Source organism: Enterococcus sp. HMSC061C05, from assembly GCF_001814765.1.
Classification (GTDB): domain Bacteria; phylum Bacillota; class Bacilli; order Lactobacillales; family Enterococcaceae; genus Enterococcus_B; species Enterococcus_B lactis.
On record NZ_KV817726.1, the window covers coordinates 30,277 to 44,680 of the forward strand.

Annotated in this window: 14 protein-coding genes and 1 riboswitch; of the genes, 1 reads left to right on the forward strand and 13 read right to left on the reverse strand. The window is 40.1% G+C overall.

All coding sequences use genetic code 11. The features are described 5' to 3' along the window. Positions 1 to 3 precede the first annotated feature (3 nt). The 10 genes from rsmB to HMPREF2988_RS02775 all read right to left on the reverse strand — a co-directional run bounded on the left by rsmB (position 4) and on the right by HMPREF2988_RS02775 (position 9,820). The gene (gene rsmB / locus HMPREF2988_RS02730; protein ID WP_070769958.1) at positions 4 to 1,362 is read right to left on the reverse strand and encodes a 16S rRNA (cytosine(967)-C(5))-methyltransferase RsmB; all 1,359 of its coding nucleotides are present in this window, start codon (positions 1,360 to 1,362) and stop codon (positions 4 to 6) included. After that, positions 1,362 to 2,300, reverse strand: a complete 939-nt coding sequence (gene fmt / locus HMPREF2988_RS02735) for a methionyl-tRNA formyltransferase (RefSeq protein ID WP_070769959.1) — start codon at positions 2,298 to 2,300, stop codon at positions 1,362 to 1,364. The genes rsmB and fmt overlap by 1 nt, the downstream gene beginning before the upstream one ends. Continuing rightward, the gene (def, locus tag HMPREF2988_RS02740; protein ID WP_002315893.1) at positions 2,293 to 2,784 is read right to left on the reverse strand and encodes a peptide deformylase; all 492 of its coding nucleotides are present in this window, start codon (positions 2,782 to 2,784) and stop codon (positions 2,293 to 2,295) included. Before def ends, fmt begins: the two co-directional genes overlap by 8 nt. Positions 2,785 to 2,798: 14 nt before the next feature. Continuing rightward, entirely contained in the window at positions 2,799 to 5,207 is a 2,409-nt protein-coding gene (gene priA, locus HMPREF2988_RS02745) for a primosomal protein N' (protein WP_070769960.1), read from the reverse strand. Positions 5,208 to 5,459: 252 nt separating this feature from the next. After that, positions 5,460 to 5,765: a DNA-directed RNA polymerase subunit omega gene (gene rpoZ / locus HMPREF2988_RS02750; protein ID WP_002287365.1), complete on the reverse strand. Its 306-nt coding sequence runs from the start codon at positions 5,763 to 5,765 to the stop codon at positions 5,460 to 5,462. A 4-nt stretch (positions 5,766 to 5,769) separates the two neighbouring features. After that, positions 5,770 to 6,384, reverse strand: a complete 615-nt coding sequence (gene gmk, locus HMPREF2988_RS02755) for a guanylate kinase (RefSeq protein ID WP_002293062.1) — start codon at positions 6,382 to 6,384, stop codon at positions 5,770 to 5,772. A 335-nt stretch (positions 6,385 to 6,719) separates the two neighbouring features. Beyond that, positions 6,720 to 7,004, reverse strand: coding sequence for a hypothetical protein (locus HMPREF2988_RS02760; protein WP_002287356.1), 285 nt, complete (start codon positions 7,002 to 7,004; stop codon positions 6,720 to 6,722). A gap of 17 nt (positions 7,005 to 7,021) precedes the next feature. Beyond that, the gene (locus HMPREF2988_RS02765; RefSeq protein ID WP_002315890.1) at positions 7,022 to 7,912 is read right to left on the reverse strand and encodes a YicC/YloC family endoribonuclease; all 891 of its coding nucleotides are present in this window, start codon (positions 7,910 to 7,912) and stop codon (positions 7,022 to 7,024) included. 19 nt (positions 7,913 to 7,931) lie between these two features. After that, positions 7,932 to 8,150 carry a YdbC family protein gene (locus HMPREF2988_RS02770; RefSeq protein ID WP_002293064.1) on the reverse strand — a complete coding sequence of 73 codons (219 nt, stop codon included), beginning with the start codon at positions 8,148 to 8,150 and terminating at the stop codon, positions 7,932 to 7,934. Then, the gene (locus HMPREF2988_RS02775) at positions 8,120 to 9,820 is read right to left on the reverse strand and encodes a patatin-like phospholipase family protein (RefSeq protein WP_070769961.1); all 1,701 of its coding nucleotides are present in this window, start codon (positions 9,818 to 9,820) and stop codon (positions 8,120 to 8,122) included. The genes HMPREF2988_RS02770 and HMPREF2988_RS02775 overlap by 31 nt, the downstream gene beginning before the upstream one ends. Before the next feature lie 256 nt (positions 9,821 to 10,076). Between HMPREF2988_RS02775 and HMPREF2988_RS02780 the strand changes: the two genes are divergently transcribed. Next, positions 10,077 to 10,850 (forward strand): hypothetical protein, encoded by a 774-nt coding sequence (locus HMPREF2988_RS02780; protein ID WP_002293067.1) that lies wholly within the window; start codon positions 10,077 to 10,079, stop codon positions 10,848 to 10,850. An 82-nt stretch (positions 10,851 to 10,932) separates the two neighbouring features. Here the strand turns inward: HMPREF2988_RS02780 and thiT are convergent, their stop codons facing one another. The 3 genes from thiT to glmU all read right to left on the reverse strand — a co-directional run bounded on the left by thiT (position 10,933) and on the right by glmU (position 14,114). Then, positions 10,933 to 11,502: an energy-coupled thiamine transporter ThiT gene (gene thiT / locus HMPREF2988_RS02785; RefSeq protein WP_002293068.1), complete on the reverse strand. Its 570-nt coding sequence runs from the start codon at positions 11,500 to 11,502 to the stop codon at positions 10,933 to 10,935. Between the two features lie 65 nt (positions 11,503 to 11,567). Further along, positions 11,568 to 11,670, reverse strand: a riboswitch (TPP riboswitch). A gap of 5 nt (positions 11,671 to 11,675) precedes the next feature. After that, positions 11,676 to 12,647 carry a ribose-phosphate diphosphokinase gene (locus tag HMPREF2988_RS02790; protein ID WP_002287347.1) on the reverse strand — a complete coding sequence of 324 codons (972 nt, stop codon included), beginning with the start codon at positions 12,645 to 12,647 and terminating at the stop codon, positions 11,676 to 11,678. 93 nt (positions 12,648 to 12,740) lie between these two features. Next, positions 12,741 to 14,114: a bifunctional UDP-N-acetylglucosamine diphosphorylase/glucosamine-1-phosphate N-acetyltransferase GlmU gene (gene glmU, locus HMPREF2988_RS02795; protein ID WP_070769962.1), complete on the reverse strand. Its 1,374-nt coding sequence runs from the start codon at positions 14,112 to 14,114 to the stop codon at positions 12,741 to 12,743. Between the last annotated feature and the right edge of the window lie 290 nt (positions 14,115 to 14,404).

Genomic DNA, 14,404 nt, shown 5'->3' on the forward strand with positions numbered 1-14,404 from the left:
TCATTACTTTTTGCGCAAACAACAAATGAAAAATCCATCTGTGTAAAACTGATGCGGATACAAAGTCAACATTTTCTCTACGATTGATGATTGTAGCATAGGATCGGTCAAAACATCAATCCTCTCAAAATCAGGGTGTGTTTCCAAGAAAGCAGAAACAACGTCTTGGTTTTCTTCTTTTAAGATCGTACAAGTACTATAAGTCAGAATACCGGAAGACTTTAAAGCTGGTGCGCAGCTTTCTAAAATTTCCAATTGGATTTTTGGTAAATTCGCTAAATCATCCGGCTGTTTTTTATAACGGATATCTGGTTTTCGCCGAAGGAGCCCTAGACCTGAACAAGGCGCGTCTACTAAAATCCGATCGAACTGCTCTGGTTCAAACTGCTTGCTGACTTCTCTAGCATCCATCTTTTGAGCGTAAACAGCAGAAGAGACACCCAGACGTGTTGCATTTTCTTCAATGAGTTTGACTTTGTGTTCATGTACATCTAAAGCAATCACTTCCCCACCACATGAAGGATCCAAAAAAGAAGCAATATGTGTCGTCTTACCTCCGGGTGCTGCACAGGCATCTAAGACATGATGTTCAGGCTCGATTTGCATAGACGGCGCTACAAGCATCGAACTTTCATCTTGGATCGTCATGACGCCATCGTGGAACAATGAGCTAGAAGCTAAATGCCCTTTTTTCGCTACTATACCGTATGGACTGACTTGGCTTTTTTCAGCTGTGATCTCTTCTTCTTGCAAAACAGTGATGGCCTGATCTCTGGAAAGTCGGCGTGTATCTATTCGGGCACTAGCATGGCTAGGCTGATATAGCGATAAACCGAGCTTTTCAGTTTCTTCGTAACCGATTTGATCCACCAACCGCTTCGTCATCCATAGAGGCAGGCTGATTTTGACAGAAAGTCTTTCGATAGGATCAGTAATGCCTTGCAGATCTGGTGCTCCTTGACGCTGATAATTCCTCAAAACACCATTTACAAATTTTCCTGTCCCAGGATTTCCTTTTACTTTCGCGATTTCGACCGCCTCGTTTAAAATAGCATGTGCAGGGACTTTATCTAAAAATTCTAATTGATATACAGAAAGATAAAGAAGCGTCTTGACCCAGTCATCCACTTTTTTTGCTTTAGCGATCAATGGTGCAACGTAAAATTCCAATAGTCGCTGATGGCTAATCGTACCGTAGATCAATTCTGTAAATAGACCCACATCTTTTTGATTTAGCTCGCTTTGTTTGATCATCTCATTCAACAAAAGATTCGAGTAGGCGCCGCCCTTGTTCACTCGCTCTAATGTCAGTAATGCCATATATCGTACAGATTTTTTCATTTTTTTAGGGATTTTTTTCATTATTTCACCTGCTGACCAATCTGAACTTGCTGACCGCTTCCGTTAAGAAAATCGTGTACGGCTTGTTTTCCTTTACCAGCTGGCTGTAATTCATTGATGGCTAATACGGTCTGTTTACCGCAAGCAATCCATAGATTTTTTTTGTCTTTTCGGATGATCGTGCCTGGTGCTTCGTCTGTACTTTCTGCCAGTACATCAACCGATAATAATTTCCAGCGTGTACCTTCATAGGTCGTGAATGCAATCGGCCAAGGACGCATCCCGCGTACTTGGTTGTCGATTTCTTCTGCAGTTTTATGCCAATCGACCGCTTCTTGTTCACGTGTGATGTTTGGCGAAAAAGTGGCTTTTGACTCGTCTTGAGGAACTGGTTTTTGTCCATTCAAAATATTAGGCAATGTTTCTAGCAATAGCTTTCTTCCTAAAAGGCTGAGCTTTTCAAACATCGTCCCCACATCATCTTGTTTAGTGATTGGCATGCTTTCTTGCGCATAGATTCCGCCTGCATCCATTTTTTTGATCATTTCCATGATCGTTACACCAGTTTCTTTCTCCCCGCTCATGATGGCATAATGAACAGGCGCACCTCCCCGATATTTAGGAAGTAAAGAAGCATGGACATTGATTGCCCCTAATTTTGGCACTTGCAATAACTTTTCAGGCAAGAATTGACCAAACGCCGCAGTGACGATCAAATCAGGCGCCAATTCAATGATTTCTTCCATTTCTGGCGAACCGGAGATTTTCTCTGGTTGCAACACACGGATACCGTGCTTTAGAGCAGCTTCTTTTACCGGTGTCGGCGTAATTACTCGTTTCCGCCCAACTGGACGGTCGGGCTGTGTGACTACTGCCTGGATCTCGTAGCCTGATTCTATCAGCCCTTCAAGAATTGGCACAGAAAAAGCAGGTGTGCCCATAAATACTAACTTAGTCATCAAGATGTTCCTCCATATATTCTTCAAGTTCTTCTTCCGGGATCTGCTGTACCATTTTCTCAATGAACAGAATACCGTCTAAGTGATCGATTTCATGCTGGAAGGCACGGGCTAAATAGCCGAAAGCTGTCACTTCTATCTCTTCTCCATCGCGGTCATAATAGCGTACAGTCACTTCATCTGCTCGCTTGACTGTTCCATAGACATGCGGAATACTGAGACAGCCTTCTACGTCCATGCTTTCACCTTTTGCTTCAATGATTTCTGGGTTTATCAGTTCGAATTTTTCGCCTTCATCTACTTCGATCACAGCGATTCTCTTGTTTTTTCCTACTTGAGGAGCAGCAATCCCTATTCCGTCATTCGCAATCATCGTCTCATATAAGTTGTCTAACAAAGCAATCGTTTCATCCGTGATCACGTCGATTGGCTGAGCAGGTCTTTTTAATTTATCATTAGGGTGGATCAATATAGGATAGCGCATAAGTTGGTCCTTTCTTAAATAAAGTTTAATGGTTCGTTGTCAATTGCCACAAAAAGACCTTGCCGCTGTTCTTTCTGGCTTCCATTCAAGATTTCATCCAAAACATGAGGAAGATTCGGCTCATGTTTATATTTGATGATCAGTTGATAATAGTATCGATTTTTCACTCTCAAAATCATGCTGGGTGTTGGTCCTAGTAACAAACTTTGAGGACTTAATACTTCTTTTAGCTGATTGGCAATCTGAAAGATTTTCTTTGCCGCCACTTGTTCTTCAGGATGGCTGGCAGTTATTTTCACAGTAAAGTAATACGGAGGGTAACCTCCACGATGCCGTACATGCATTTCCTGCTGATAAAACTGTTCATAGTTTTGTTTTTTAGCCAATTCTATAGCGTAATGCTGAGGATTGAACGTTTGGATCACGACTTCGCCTGGTTTTTCCGCTCGTCCTGCTCGTCCTGAAACTTGGGTCAGCAATTGGAATGTATGCTCGCTAGAACGAAAATCCGGTAAATTCAGGGAGGTATCAGCATTCAACACGCCAACTAATGTGACTTCTGGAAAATCCAAGCCTTTAGCGATCATTTGTGTCCCTAATAAAATATCTGCTTCTTTTGCACCGAATTTTTGTAAAATCTGTTCGTGTGCCCCTTTTCTTCGGGTGGTATCTACATCCATACGCAAAATCCTAGCTTGCGGATAAAGTTCTCGGAGTTCCTCTTCTACTTTTTGGGTGCCTGTCCCATAGTAGCGGATTTTGTTGCCCCCACAATTGGGACAGCGATTAGGAATAGGTTCTTCGTGTCCGCAATAATGACAGCGCATCGAACGTGTATCCATATGCAAGGTAAGAGAGATATCGCAATTAGGGCATGGGAGAACAAATCCGCAGTCTCTGCACATCACAAAAGACGAATATCCTCGACGATTGAGCAGTAGGACAGTTTGTTCTTTTTTGTCTAACCGATCTTGTATCTTTTCCTGCAAATTAGCAGAAAAAGTAGAGGTCCGATGATTCTGAAACTCTTCACGCATGTCTACGATCTCAATAGCTGGAAGTTGTGCAGCTACTTTAGCTCGGTGATTCAATTGCAATAACTGATAAACGCCTTTTTGAGCTCGTGCTCTTGATTCCAAAGAGGGTGTCGCACTTCCAAGGACTATTGGGCAATGATGGTACTTACTACGCCAAATAGCTAAATCTCTCGCATGATAACGCGGCGTCTCATCTTGTTTATAACTTGATTCATGTTCTTCATCGATAATGATCAATCCTATATTTTTCAGCGGAGCAAAAATAGCAGAGCGTGCGCCTACTACTACTTGTGCTTCTTCCCGCTCGATCTTGCGCCATTCATCATATTTTTCACCTTGGGAAAGTCCGCTATGTAAGACCGCAACTGATTCACCGAAGCGTCCTTTGAATCGCTCGACCATTTGCGGAGTCAATGCGATTTCAGGCACTAACATTATAGCCGTTTTATTTTCTGACAAAACATCAGCGATTGATTGAAGATATACTTCTGTTTTTCCACTACCGGTGATTCCCTCTAGCAAAAAGACCTGATCTTTTTGTTGCTGACCTGCTGTGATGATTTGTTCGACAGCATTTTTTTGTTCTGCATTCAGTTCCAATGCCGTCGTTTGGTCAAATACTCGGTCCTGATAAGGGTCGCGATAACGTTCTGATTCTACAAACTCCAGCCAGCCCTTTTCTTTTCCTTGATTCAAGACAGCAGTACTGATTTCTTTATCTTTGAAATAAGCGATTGGTTCTTCTTGGCTCAGTTCAGATAAACACAAAAGAAGCTCTTTTTGTTTCTTGGCATTTTGCCGTAATTTTGCCCATTCTTCTTCGATTTGTTGTTCAGTTAATAGGGAACGGACCAAACGAATCGTTTTTACTTTATTTCGTGTATGGACTTCGTATTTGATATCTACTAATTGCTCTTGGCGCCAACGAATCAACTGAGAAAGGCTGCCTTCTTCTTCTGCTTCTTTCCAGGAAATCACTTCCCGTTGACCAAACAATGCCTGAATTTCTGGTGTATCTGCCAAAGGATAGATCAATTTATCATATTCTGCTTTCATCACACTCGGAAGCATCGTTTGTAGACAAGTGATTTTGAATGCATAAGTGATCTTTTTCATATAATCAGCTAATGAAAGTAATTCTTCATTGACCACTGGGGCAAGGTCCAGCAAACGGATCACTGCCTTCAACGATGGGTTAGCTGATTCTTCTGATTTTTGGACAGCCATAACAAATCCTTGGACATGACGATTGCCATTACCAAAAGGGACCTCTACCCGCATCCCGACTTGCAAAGCTGTTTCCATTTCAGAGGGAACCAGATAGGTGAATGGCTGATCGGTCTGCATAGTAGGTACGTCCACAATGACTTCAGCTGTTAATGTCATGGTTCGTTTCCTCCTTTTTTTGTCTTTTCATATCAAGCGACAAAAAGTTCCTTGCCTATTTTACTAGAGATCGCTGGATTTGTCTTATTTTCTGCCAAATCCTAACAAAAAATTAACAGCGGATAAGAAAAAAAAGAACTGTGTCAAAAAGTTCAGACACAGCCTTTTCTACCAGACAATAAGAGGCGAATGTTTGAAAAGGAAACAGCTGGGTTTGCTTTTCTTTTTAGATGCTCGCTCTACTTTTCTTTATTACATTTTTTGCTCTTCGCGGATACGTGATTCCAATTCGTGTTGTTCACGCTCTTTTTGAGCTTGACGTTCCTCTTCTTCCATCTTCAAACGTTCACGTTTTAATTCAGGATGGGGATCATTGACTACATTCCCTGCATCGATTTCTTCTAAAGCTTGACCAACGCTTTTTACTGAATCAAAAGAATCTAGTGTAGGTTGTGCACTTGCATCCAACTCATGCGCGCGTTTGCTTGCTAAAATTACTAGAGAATATTTTGAATTTACACGATCTAATAGTGAGTCAATTGAAGGTTTTAACATCATAAGACTACATCTCCTTTAACATTTTAATATATTTACCGATTACGCGATCTACTCGAAAATGTTCACTGGCAATAATGTGTTTGATTCGTTCAACTGCTAGCGGCACTTCATCATTTACAACAGCATAGTCGTAAAGAGCCATCATTTCGATTTCTTCTTTTGCAACTTTCATTCGTTCTTCGATTACTTCATCTGCATCTGTTCCTCGGCCTACGATCCGTGATTTTAATTCCGCTAAATCTGGCGGAGTCAAAAAAATAAATACACCATCGGGCACTTTTTCTTTGACTTGTTTTGCTCCTTGGACTTCAATCTCCAAGAAAACATCTTTTCCTTCATCCAATGTCTTGTTGACATATGACAAAGGCGTTCCATAATAATTCCCGACATATTCTGCGTATTCCAGCATCTCTCCAGCTTCGATCATTGATTCAAACTCTTCTTTGCTTCGGAAGAAATAATCAACGCCTTCGACCTCCCCTTCACGCATTTTACGGGTAGTCATTGAGATTGAATACTGAAAATCATTATCCTCACTCTCAAAAATTGCTTTTCGTACTGTGCCTTTTCCTACACCGGATGGACCAGACAACACGATTAATAATCCACGCTCTGACATGACGACGTCCTTTCAACTAGTCTTTTTGTACTTATCGTTTATTTTGCACTTTTTTTCTGCAACTTTCAAGGTTATCTTTAATTATAGCTAGAAATTGGCAAAAAAGCTACCCTGCATCAAGTAATAAGAACAGCCAAATAAAAATGGCTTCTCACATTTTTGCATAAATTTGGCTTCATACCGAGAAAATGGTTTTTGAACATCACTTATTCAAAATAAAAAAAGGTTGTGACACGAATTTTGTCACAACCTTTAAATGTATTCCTAGAGCAAAGAAGCTAAGCGTAGAAATGCAATTCTGATTATTTATTGTATTTCTTTGTTCAACGTCCTTGCTAAAAGCCCATATTGGACAAAGTATTCACTACACCCATGATCTCATCTTTTCGAGAACGTGCTTTTTCTGTCGGATCTTCTACCTCTTCTGTGTCGATTCGAACAATAAATTTCCGATTCATCGTCACGTAAGCACCGTCGTTGATCAAAATAAACAGTTCGTTCTCATTATAGTCTGCACAGGCATCTTTCCATACGTCAAAGCCGTTTTTTTCAGAAGGGATATCCCGTTTAACAACAGTTTTTCCACTTAATTCGTGGAACGTTACGTCATAGTATTTCATTGTCTCTACCTCTTTCGTCATTCAATATTTTGGACCTGTTCTCTGATTTTCTCTAAGATCGTCTTGGATTGGACGACTTGATTTTTAATTTCGATTGCATTAGATTTGGAACCGATCGTGTTGATTTCCCGATTCATTTCCTGGATCAAAAAATCTAATTCTCGCCCTACAGGACATTGCGCCTCGATAAGTTCATCTAGTTTTTGGACATGGATCGCCAAACGGTCCAGTTCCTCGTGGATATCTCCACGTTCCAGCAAGATAGCCAACTCCGTCAGCAACCGTTGCTCATCCACTTTCGCTCCAAGAAATTCCTCCAGCTTTTTTTGATACCTTAATTGAAATTCCTGTTCATAGATGTCTACAAAACTATTGAGTTTTTTTAGTACTTGTTTGAATTCTTCCGTGTTCTTTTTCAGCACTGAAGCTAAGGCTTGTCCTTCTTTTTCTCGACTGGCTTCAATAGAATCAAGTGCACTTTTCAATGTATCTAGAGCTAACTGTGCCAATTCTTCCATGCTCTCTTCCGGTTTTTCTTCTACCGTTACGAAGTTTTCATCCAGCGCGAAGCGTTCCGCCAGCCGACGAATTGACACTTGATTTTGACTCCCGTATCGTTGTTGAATCCCGTCTGTCAATTGGGTGATAAGTGAATCAATCAATTCCCAGTTGATGACGATCTGCTTTTCGTTTTTGCCAATATAAGCTAGATTCACAAATACCTCGATCCGTCCGCGGCTTAACTGCTGTTTGATAAGCTGACGAAAATCGTTTTCAATAAAGTTCAGGATTTTAGGACTTCGTATTTGGACATCTAGAAAACGCTGATTGACACTTTTTATTTCGATATCTAGCTGATATGCTTTTGTTTCGCGGATGGCTTTGCCAAAACCAGTCATACTTTTCATTCGACAGGGTCCTTCCTCATTACATATTTTCTATTGCTTTTTGCAGTTGTTCAAACTCTTCGTTCGTCAGTGTCAGCCCTTTCCCCATCTTTTCATGGTCGGGTGCCCAATCTCGAAGATCGAATTTCGGCGGACGACCATTCCAGCTGACTAAGTTCAGCTCTTTACGCCATCCTTTGTTGTTTTCTGATAAAACAGCGATTTCTTCTACGATTTCATATGAAAATTCTTGTGCCATGGTTGTTCCTCCTTGAGATAATATAAATATAGGATCAGTAATGTGTCAACTGGCTGTTCAAGCAGTTCACGCTGCAAACGATCCTTACATTTTTCTTGCAGCAGTTTTTCAAAATAAACGGCTTTCGTGCGTTCATTTTGTATTTTCTGCTGATATTTTCGATACCTCCGCCATTCTTCTGTACTTAATTGACCAACTTGTGCTAATAAATCGTCTGGCATACTTTTTCTATCTTGTTGGCAGATCATTTGAAACATCCAATCTACTTCATAGACTTTGTTTGGCAATAAAAAATGTTTTTTTGCTAAAAGTTCCAGCATCGCCAGTCCGCATGTTTCTGGTTCGGCCCTGTTCTTATATATATTACGCAGTTTTTGCCAAAATTTTATGGTTTTGAAAAAAGATAGCTCTAACTGAAGTTCTTTTATTAAGTAAGATAAAAATCCACGCCAGCATGTTCCTGCTTGTTTGACAGAATCAAATGTATACCAATTCCCGTAGTAACAGCCTAATCGTTTTTTCATTTCCAGATAGCCTAATTGTAAATTTAATTGGTTTCTTTGGCTATCAAAAAGCAGAAAGCTGCCAAGCGTCCACAATGTTTGACATTTCCAATGGATAAACGTATCTGGCACACGGATTCTTTTCGCTGGCCCTGGTCCTTGCACATCCACGACAAACGCCTCTGTTGCGCCTTCGTTAATCGCGATGTCAATAGGAATTTTGTTACGATATCCACCATCTGCATATTTATTTTTTCCGATCTTTCGGTAAGCCATAGCAGGATAAAATGAAGCAGAGGCAAGTATCCAATCTGGTATTTCTTCTGTTTTTGTTTGTTGGATAGCAGTCACTACTTCTGCTAGTTCTGGCAATTTAGTAGACACCGTGTATAAACGTATTTTGGAATTGTATTTGAGCAAAGACAAATCTAAATTTTCCTTGACCAGCTTTTCCAATGGCGCAGACGAAACCCCACCTTCAACTAGTGCCGTTTTCGTCATTTGGCGTCTTTCTTGATAGAAACGTTCACGCAAGTCTTCTACGTCAGCCATTTCTGGTAACGCAAGCACTTGTCTGGTTGATAGCTTTTTCCATAAACCCACAGCTTTTTCCATGTCTCCTTGTAAAATCAATGCGCCGTTCAGCGCACCTACCGAGGTCCCAGTGATGATTTCAAATTGGATGTTATGTTCCTTCAGCGCCTGCCATACACCAATCTGATAGGCACCGTGTGCTCCCCCTCCTCCTAATACAAGTGCTGTGTGATAGACCAGCTTTTTATTTAGTTGCATGGTTCCTTGATAGCCGTTTTTATGAAAAATACGCAACCATTCTTCTGATAGAGGAGATTGAAATAAAAAACAACAGTTTTCTTTAATAAAAAAACGAGCGCAAGCTTCCATATGCTGAAAAAGTTTTTGCCATTCAAAAGTTTCGCCTTCGATCAGCAAGTTATTAAAAATAACATCTTCTCTACTTTTATCAATAGTAAAATAGATGGTATATTTTTTTGATACTGCTTCAAAGGCACATTGCTTTTTTGCAGAACGCCAAAATGCTTCTCTACTTTCTTGATGGCTTTGAAAAAACGGAAGAGGTTGTTTTGCTTGGTTGATACGCGAATACAGCGACATTTTCTGTGAAAAGTAAACTTTTTTTATCTCCATCGCTTTCTCCTTTTTCTTCAAGTATACCAGTACGTCGAAAAAAGTTCATGAGTATCGTATTCGACTTTGGATATTCCATAAGAAAACAATTCATAAAACCGCCTTTAAATAAAAAATACAAAAATTAATTGAAAATGAGAGTATTTTCAATGAAAACGTGATTTTGTAATGGAATTTTAAAATAAAAGAAACAAGCTTTTTTTATGCAAATGTTGTAAAATAAAAGAGATTAAGAGGAAATAAGAGGAGGAACATGATGACTGAGTCAGTTTATGTACATATTGATACCACAAGTAATGCTGTTTTAACAAAAGGACTGACTGCTACTGATTTTGCGAACAGTATCGTGCATTTTCCTCAAAACTTGCTCTTGCTTGATCCATCTGCTTCTGCTGGAGAATACGAATCTCATACAGGACTGAAAGTAATCCGTGGTACAGAAAATATCCAGCGTTTCTTTTCCTCTTCTCGAAACAGGCGTGGATTCGATGAATTGAAGTGGATCGACTTTACTGATTTAACGATGCTGAAAGAATTGACACCTTTAGAAATTTCAGAATTGTTATATTTTGGCCATATGAAAACACATCTCCACTCACCATTTTTTTATAAGCTACAAAATAATTTCGTGTACTTCGATCTGAACGATCAATTGAACCGAATTTATTATCGCTATTTAGATGAATTTTACAGGATTTTTGCTAGTAAATTAAGTTCTATCCTGTCAGATAAGATCAATGTAAAAAAATCCTTTTTTAAAAAGGAAACTCCTGTTGAAAAAATCAGTGTGGAATTATTGAAAGAAATGCGTAATTTAATGCAGGAAGGGATCATTTTTTCTTTTGATCAAGTTGGTTTGATCGATGACGAATACCGTATTCCTATTTATGTGATTGAGGACTATATTTGGAAATTGAAAGGTACTCGGTATCGGGAAGAAGAAGTCGTCGCTACTTTAATCTACTCTGTCAACGATCGGCGCTGGCAATTGGTAGAAGATGCCGGTCTTTCTTATCTGCCATTGAAGTGAATCTATTTCTTACCGAAAAACAAAAAGGAAACAAGGAACTTAGGACATGATTCTGTCTCAAGTTTTTTGTTTCCTTTTTTATTTAAAGATTCTGTCGTTTATCTGGCACAAAAAGCGATGGAATCGTTTGTTGGATCCCTAATAAAACGATCATCGTCACAATCGCTGTGCTCAACCCGCTAGCACCATTCATTACGAAAGAAAAGAGCCAAGGATTCATCCCCCATAGTGCATAGGCTCCCCAGAAAACAACTCCCGCAATAAAATGCCAAAAATATCTGGAAAGTGCGCCAATCAATGCACCAAACACTATGTTTTTTCTGATTTGTTTCGTATTTCCATCTGCATAGCTTTTTTGGACATTTGAAGCCATGAGCCCTGCTGCACCTGCAAAAGTATAAGCAATCGGATACTCAATCAACACTTGAACGACACTTAAATAATAAACTTGTCCCAACGGAAAGTGTAAGATCCCCCAAATGAAACCTGCCAGCATCCCTGCCTTTGTCCCTCTTCTTAACGCAAAAAGCGTCAACGGAATCTGCCCCAATGAAATAGAAAAGCTGCTGCCGATCTGGATTGGTATCAATGACAGGACCATCGCTAACGCTGCAACAATCGTTCCTTCTACCCAAACTCTATTTTTTCCCATAAAAAAACTTCCTCCTTTGAATAAAAAAGTCACAAAGGAGGAAGCAGCTTTCGAAAATTTTCAAACAGCTGTTTTTTCACAATTCCTACGCTCGCATAACCGAAACAGGTACGAAGGGTTTAGAAGTAGATTCAATCTCAGCCCAATTGGACTCCCCTTTGTGAGTTTATTTATTATTTATTTTTTGTTTCAAATAATGGACTAACTGGTTTGTTTTCATGGATACGTTTGATTGCATCTCCCATTAGTCCGCCAACACTTACTTCATCGATTTTATCGATTTTACGATCTTCTGGAAGATAGATCGAGTCTGTGACAACTAGTCGCTCGATAGCTGAATCTTCTATTCTTTGTAAAGCAGGACCAGATAATACTGGATGGGTACATGAAGCATACACACTTGTTGCACCAGCTTCTTTCAAAGCATTGGCAGCCAATGTGATCGTACCTGCTGTATCGATCATATCGTCGATCAGTACACAAGTTTTGCCTTTGACTTGTCCAATGATGTTCATTACTTCTGCAACATTTGCTTTTGGACGGCGTTTGTCGATGATCGCAATCGGAGATTTCAAGAATTCCGCTAATTTACGTGCTCGTGTAACGCCACCGTGGTCTGGTGAAACAACGACAACATCATCGCCTTTGATTCCTTTTTCCAAGAAATAATTAGCAATAAGTGGCGCACCCATCAAATGATCGACTGGAATATCAAAGAAACCTTGGATTTGGACTGCATGAAGGTCCAAAGTCAGCATTCGTGTTGCACCGGCTTTTTGGATCATGTTTGCTACTAATTTCGCTGTGATTGGTTCCCGTGCACGTGCTTTACGATCTTGACGCGCATAACCATAATAAGGCATGACTACGTTGATTGTTTTTGCACTTGCTCGTTTCAGTGCATCAATCATGATCAGCAACTCCATCAAGTTATCATTGACTGGGCTGCTCGTTGATTGGATCACATAGACATGCGATCCACGAATACTTTCTTCAATGTTTACTTGAATTTCTCCATCACTAAATTGAGTAACAGATGATTTTCCTAACTCGACACCGACTGCTGCTGCAATTTTCTCTGCTAATGGGCGATTGGAATTTAACGCAAAAATTTTTAATCTTGGGTCAAAGTAATGTTTTGACATGGGGACCTCCACTTTCTTTTTCACAACTCTAGAATTCTACCTAATAAATAGTAGTCATATTTTTTAAATAAATCAAGTGATTTTGCAAAAGTCTTAGTTTAGATAAGGGAGTTTTTTTGCATATCCTTCTTTATTGACTTGTCTTGCTCTCGCAATTGCCAGCGCATATTCTGGAATATCGTCTGTAATTGTTGACCCGGCAGCAATCGAACTGTTTTTAGCTACCTCGACAGGTCCGATGATATTCGTGCTAGAACCAATAAAGCTGTGGTCGCCGACAGTCGTATGATGCTTGTTCTTTCCATCATAGTTGACGAAGACAACACCACATCCGACATTGATCTCTTCTCCCAACGTAGCATCACCAACATAAGTCAAGTGACCGACTTTCGTTCCTTTGCCGATTTGAGCATTTTTCACTTCCACAAAGTTTCCGATATGAACGTTTTCGCCAATTTCAGCTTTTGGTCGTAAATGTGCATAAGGTCCCACATCTGCATGTTTCTTGACATGGCTGCTTTCAATGACTGAGTTTTCAATGACGACGTGATCCTCAATCCTACTGTCTACGATTTTTGAATGTGCCCCGATGACACAATCAGAACCGATGACTGTATTGCCTTGGATTTGTACACCTGCTTCGATCAATGTGTCTGGACCAATCTCTACGCCTGCATCGATGTATGTCGTTGCTGAATCGACAAAGCTTACGCCATTGACCATATGCATCTGGTTGATCCGCTTTCTCATGATCTCATTTGCTTTAGCTAACGCGATCCGATCATTGACTCCCATTGATTCTTCAAAATCATCTGTTTGATAAGCAGCAACTGTATTGCCTTCTTCTTTTAAGATTTCGATGATATCTGTCAGATAGTATTCACCTTGAGCATTGTTTGTTCCGACTTTGCTTAACGCATCGAACAAAGCTTCGTTGTCAAAACAGTATGTTCCTGTATTGATTTCTTGTACAAGTGCTTCTTCTGGTGTTGCGTCTTTTTGTTCCACGATTTTTTCTACGATCCCAATATGGTCACGAATGATCCGACCATATCCTGTTGGGTTTTCTGCTTGTGCCGTCAAGATCGTCGCACTTGCATTTTTTCCTTGGTGATATTCAAAAAGATTGTTCAGCGTTTCAGTAGACAATAATGGTGTATCGCCACTGATAACTAACGTCGTTCCTTTTTTTCCTTCCAAGAAAGAAGCGGCTTGCAAAACAGCATGTCCTGTTCCCAATTGCTCCGCCTGTAACGCATATTTACTGCGCTCTCCTAGTTGTGCTTTGACTTGTTCTGCTCCGTGTCCAACGATGGTAATCACTTCATCTGGTTTCGTTTCACTAACCCGATTGATTATATGTTCTACCATAGGTTTACCAGAGACGGGATGTAAAACTTTATATAATTTTGACTTCATGCGGGTACCTTTCCCTGCCGCCAAAATAATTGCATAACGTGCGTCCAACTGCGTCACTCCTAAATATAGTTTGCTGATTTCAGTTTATCCCAGTAGACCCATTTTTTCAACAAAACAAGTGATTTTCTTTCATTACGGTGTTCTTTGGATAAAAAAATAGATAGACCATAAAGGGCCTATCTATTGGGTAACCGGCGCTCTCCTACCAACTCCTCAGTCACAAGTCACACTACTCATAAAACATGAAAAGCTGTTTTTTGAAATCGTTTCTTGTGACTTAGAGTTAAACGGTAGGCTTACAACCTCTAGATAAACGGTGTTCAAAAGCCAGTTTCTCG

Coding starts and splice junctions, on each gene's coding strand:
- rsmB (WP_070769958.1), bottom strand. CDS start 1,362: ATGAAAAAAATCCCTAAAAAAATGAAAAAATCTGTACGATATATGGCA.
- fmt (WP_070769959.1), bottom strand. CDS start 2,300: ATGACTAAGTTAGTATTTATGGGCACACCTGCTTTTTCTGTGCCAATT.
- def (WP_002315893.1), bottom strand. CDS start 2,784: ATGCGCTATCCTATATTGATCCACCCTAATGATAAATTAAAAAGACCT.
- priA (WP_070769960.1), bottom strand. CDS start 5,207: ATGACATTAACAGCTGAAGTCATTGTGGACGTACCTACTATGCAGACC.
- rpoZ (WP_002287365.1), bottom strand. CDS start 5,765: ATGATGTTAAAACCTTCAATTGACTCACTATTAGATCGTGTAAATTCA.
- gmk (WP_002293062.1), bottom strand. CDS start 6,384: ATGTCAGAGCGTGGATTATTAATCGTGTTGTCTGGTCCATCCGGTGTA.
- HMPREF2988_RS02760 (WP_002287356.1), bottom strand. CDS start 7,004: ATGAAATACTATGACGTAACGTTCCACGAATTAAGTGGAAAAACTGTT.
- HMPREF2988_RS02765 (WP_002315890.1), bottom strand. CDS start 7,912: ATGAAAAGTATGACTGGTTTTGGCAAAGCCATCCGCGAAACAAAAGCA.
- HMPREF2988_RS02770 (WP_002293064.1), bottom strand. CDS start 8,150: ATGGCACAAGAATTTTCATATGAAATCGTAGAAGAAATCGCTGTTTTA.
- HMPREF2988_RS02775 (WP_070769961.1), bottom strand. CDS start 9,820: ATGGAGATAAAAAAAGTTTACTTTTCACAGAAAATGTCGCTGTATTCG.
- HMPREF2988_RS02780 (WP_002293067.1), top strand. CDS start 10,077: ATGACTGAGTCAGTTTATGTACATATTGATACCACAAGTAATGCTGTT.
- thiT (WP_002293068.1), bottom strand. CDS start 11,502: ATGGGAAAAAATAGAGTTTGGGTAGAAGGAACGATTGTTGCAGCGTTA.
- HMPREF2988_RS02790 (WP_002287347.1), bottom strand. CDS start 12,647: ATGTCAAAACATTACTTTGACCCAAGATTAAAAATTTTTGCGTTAAAT.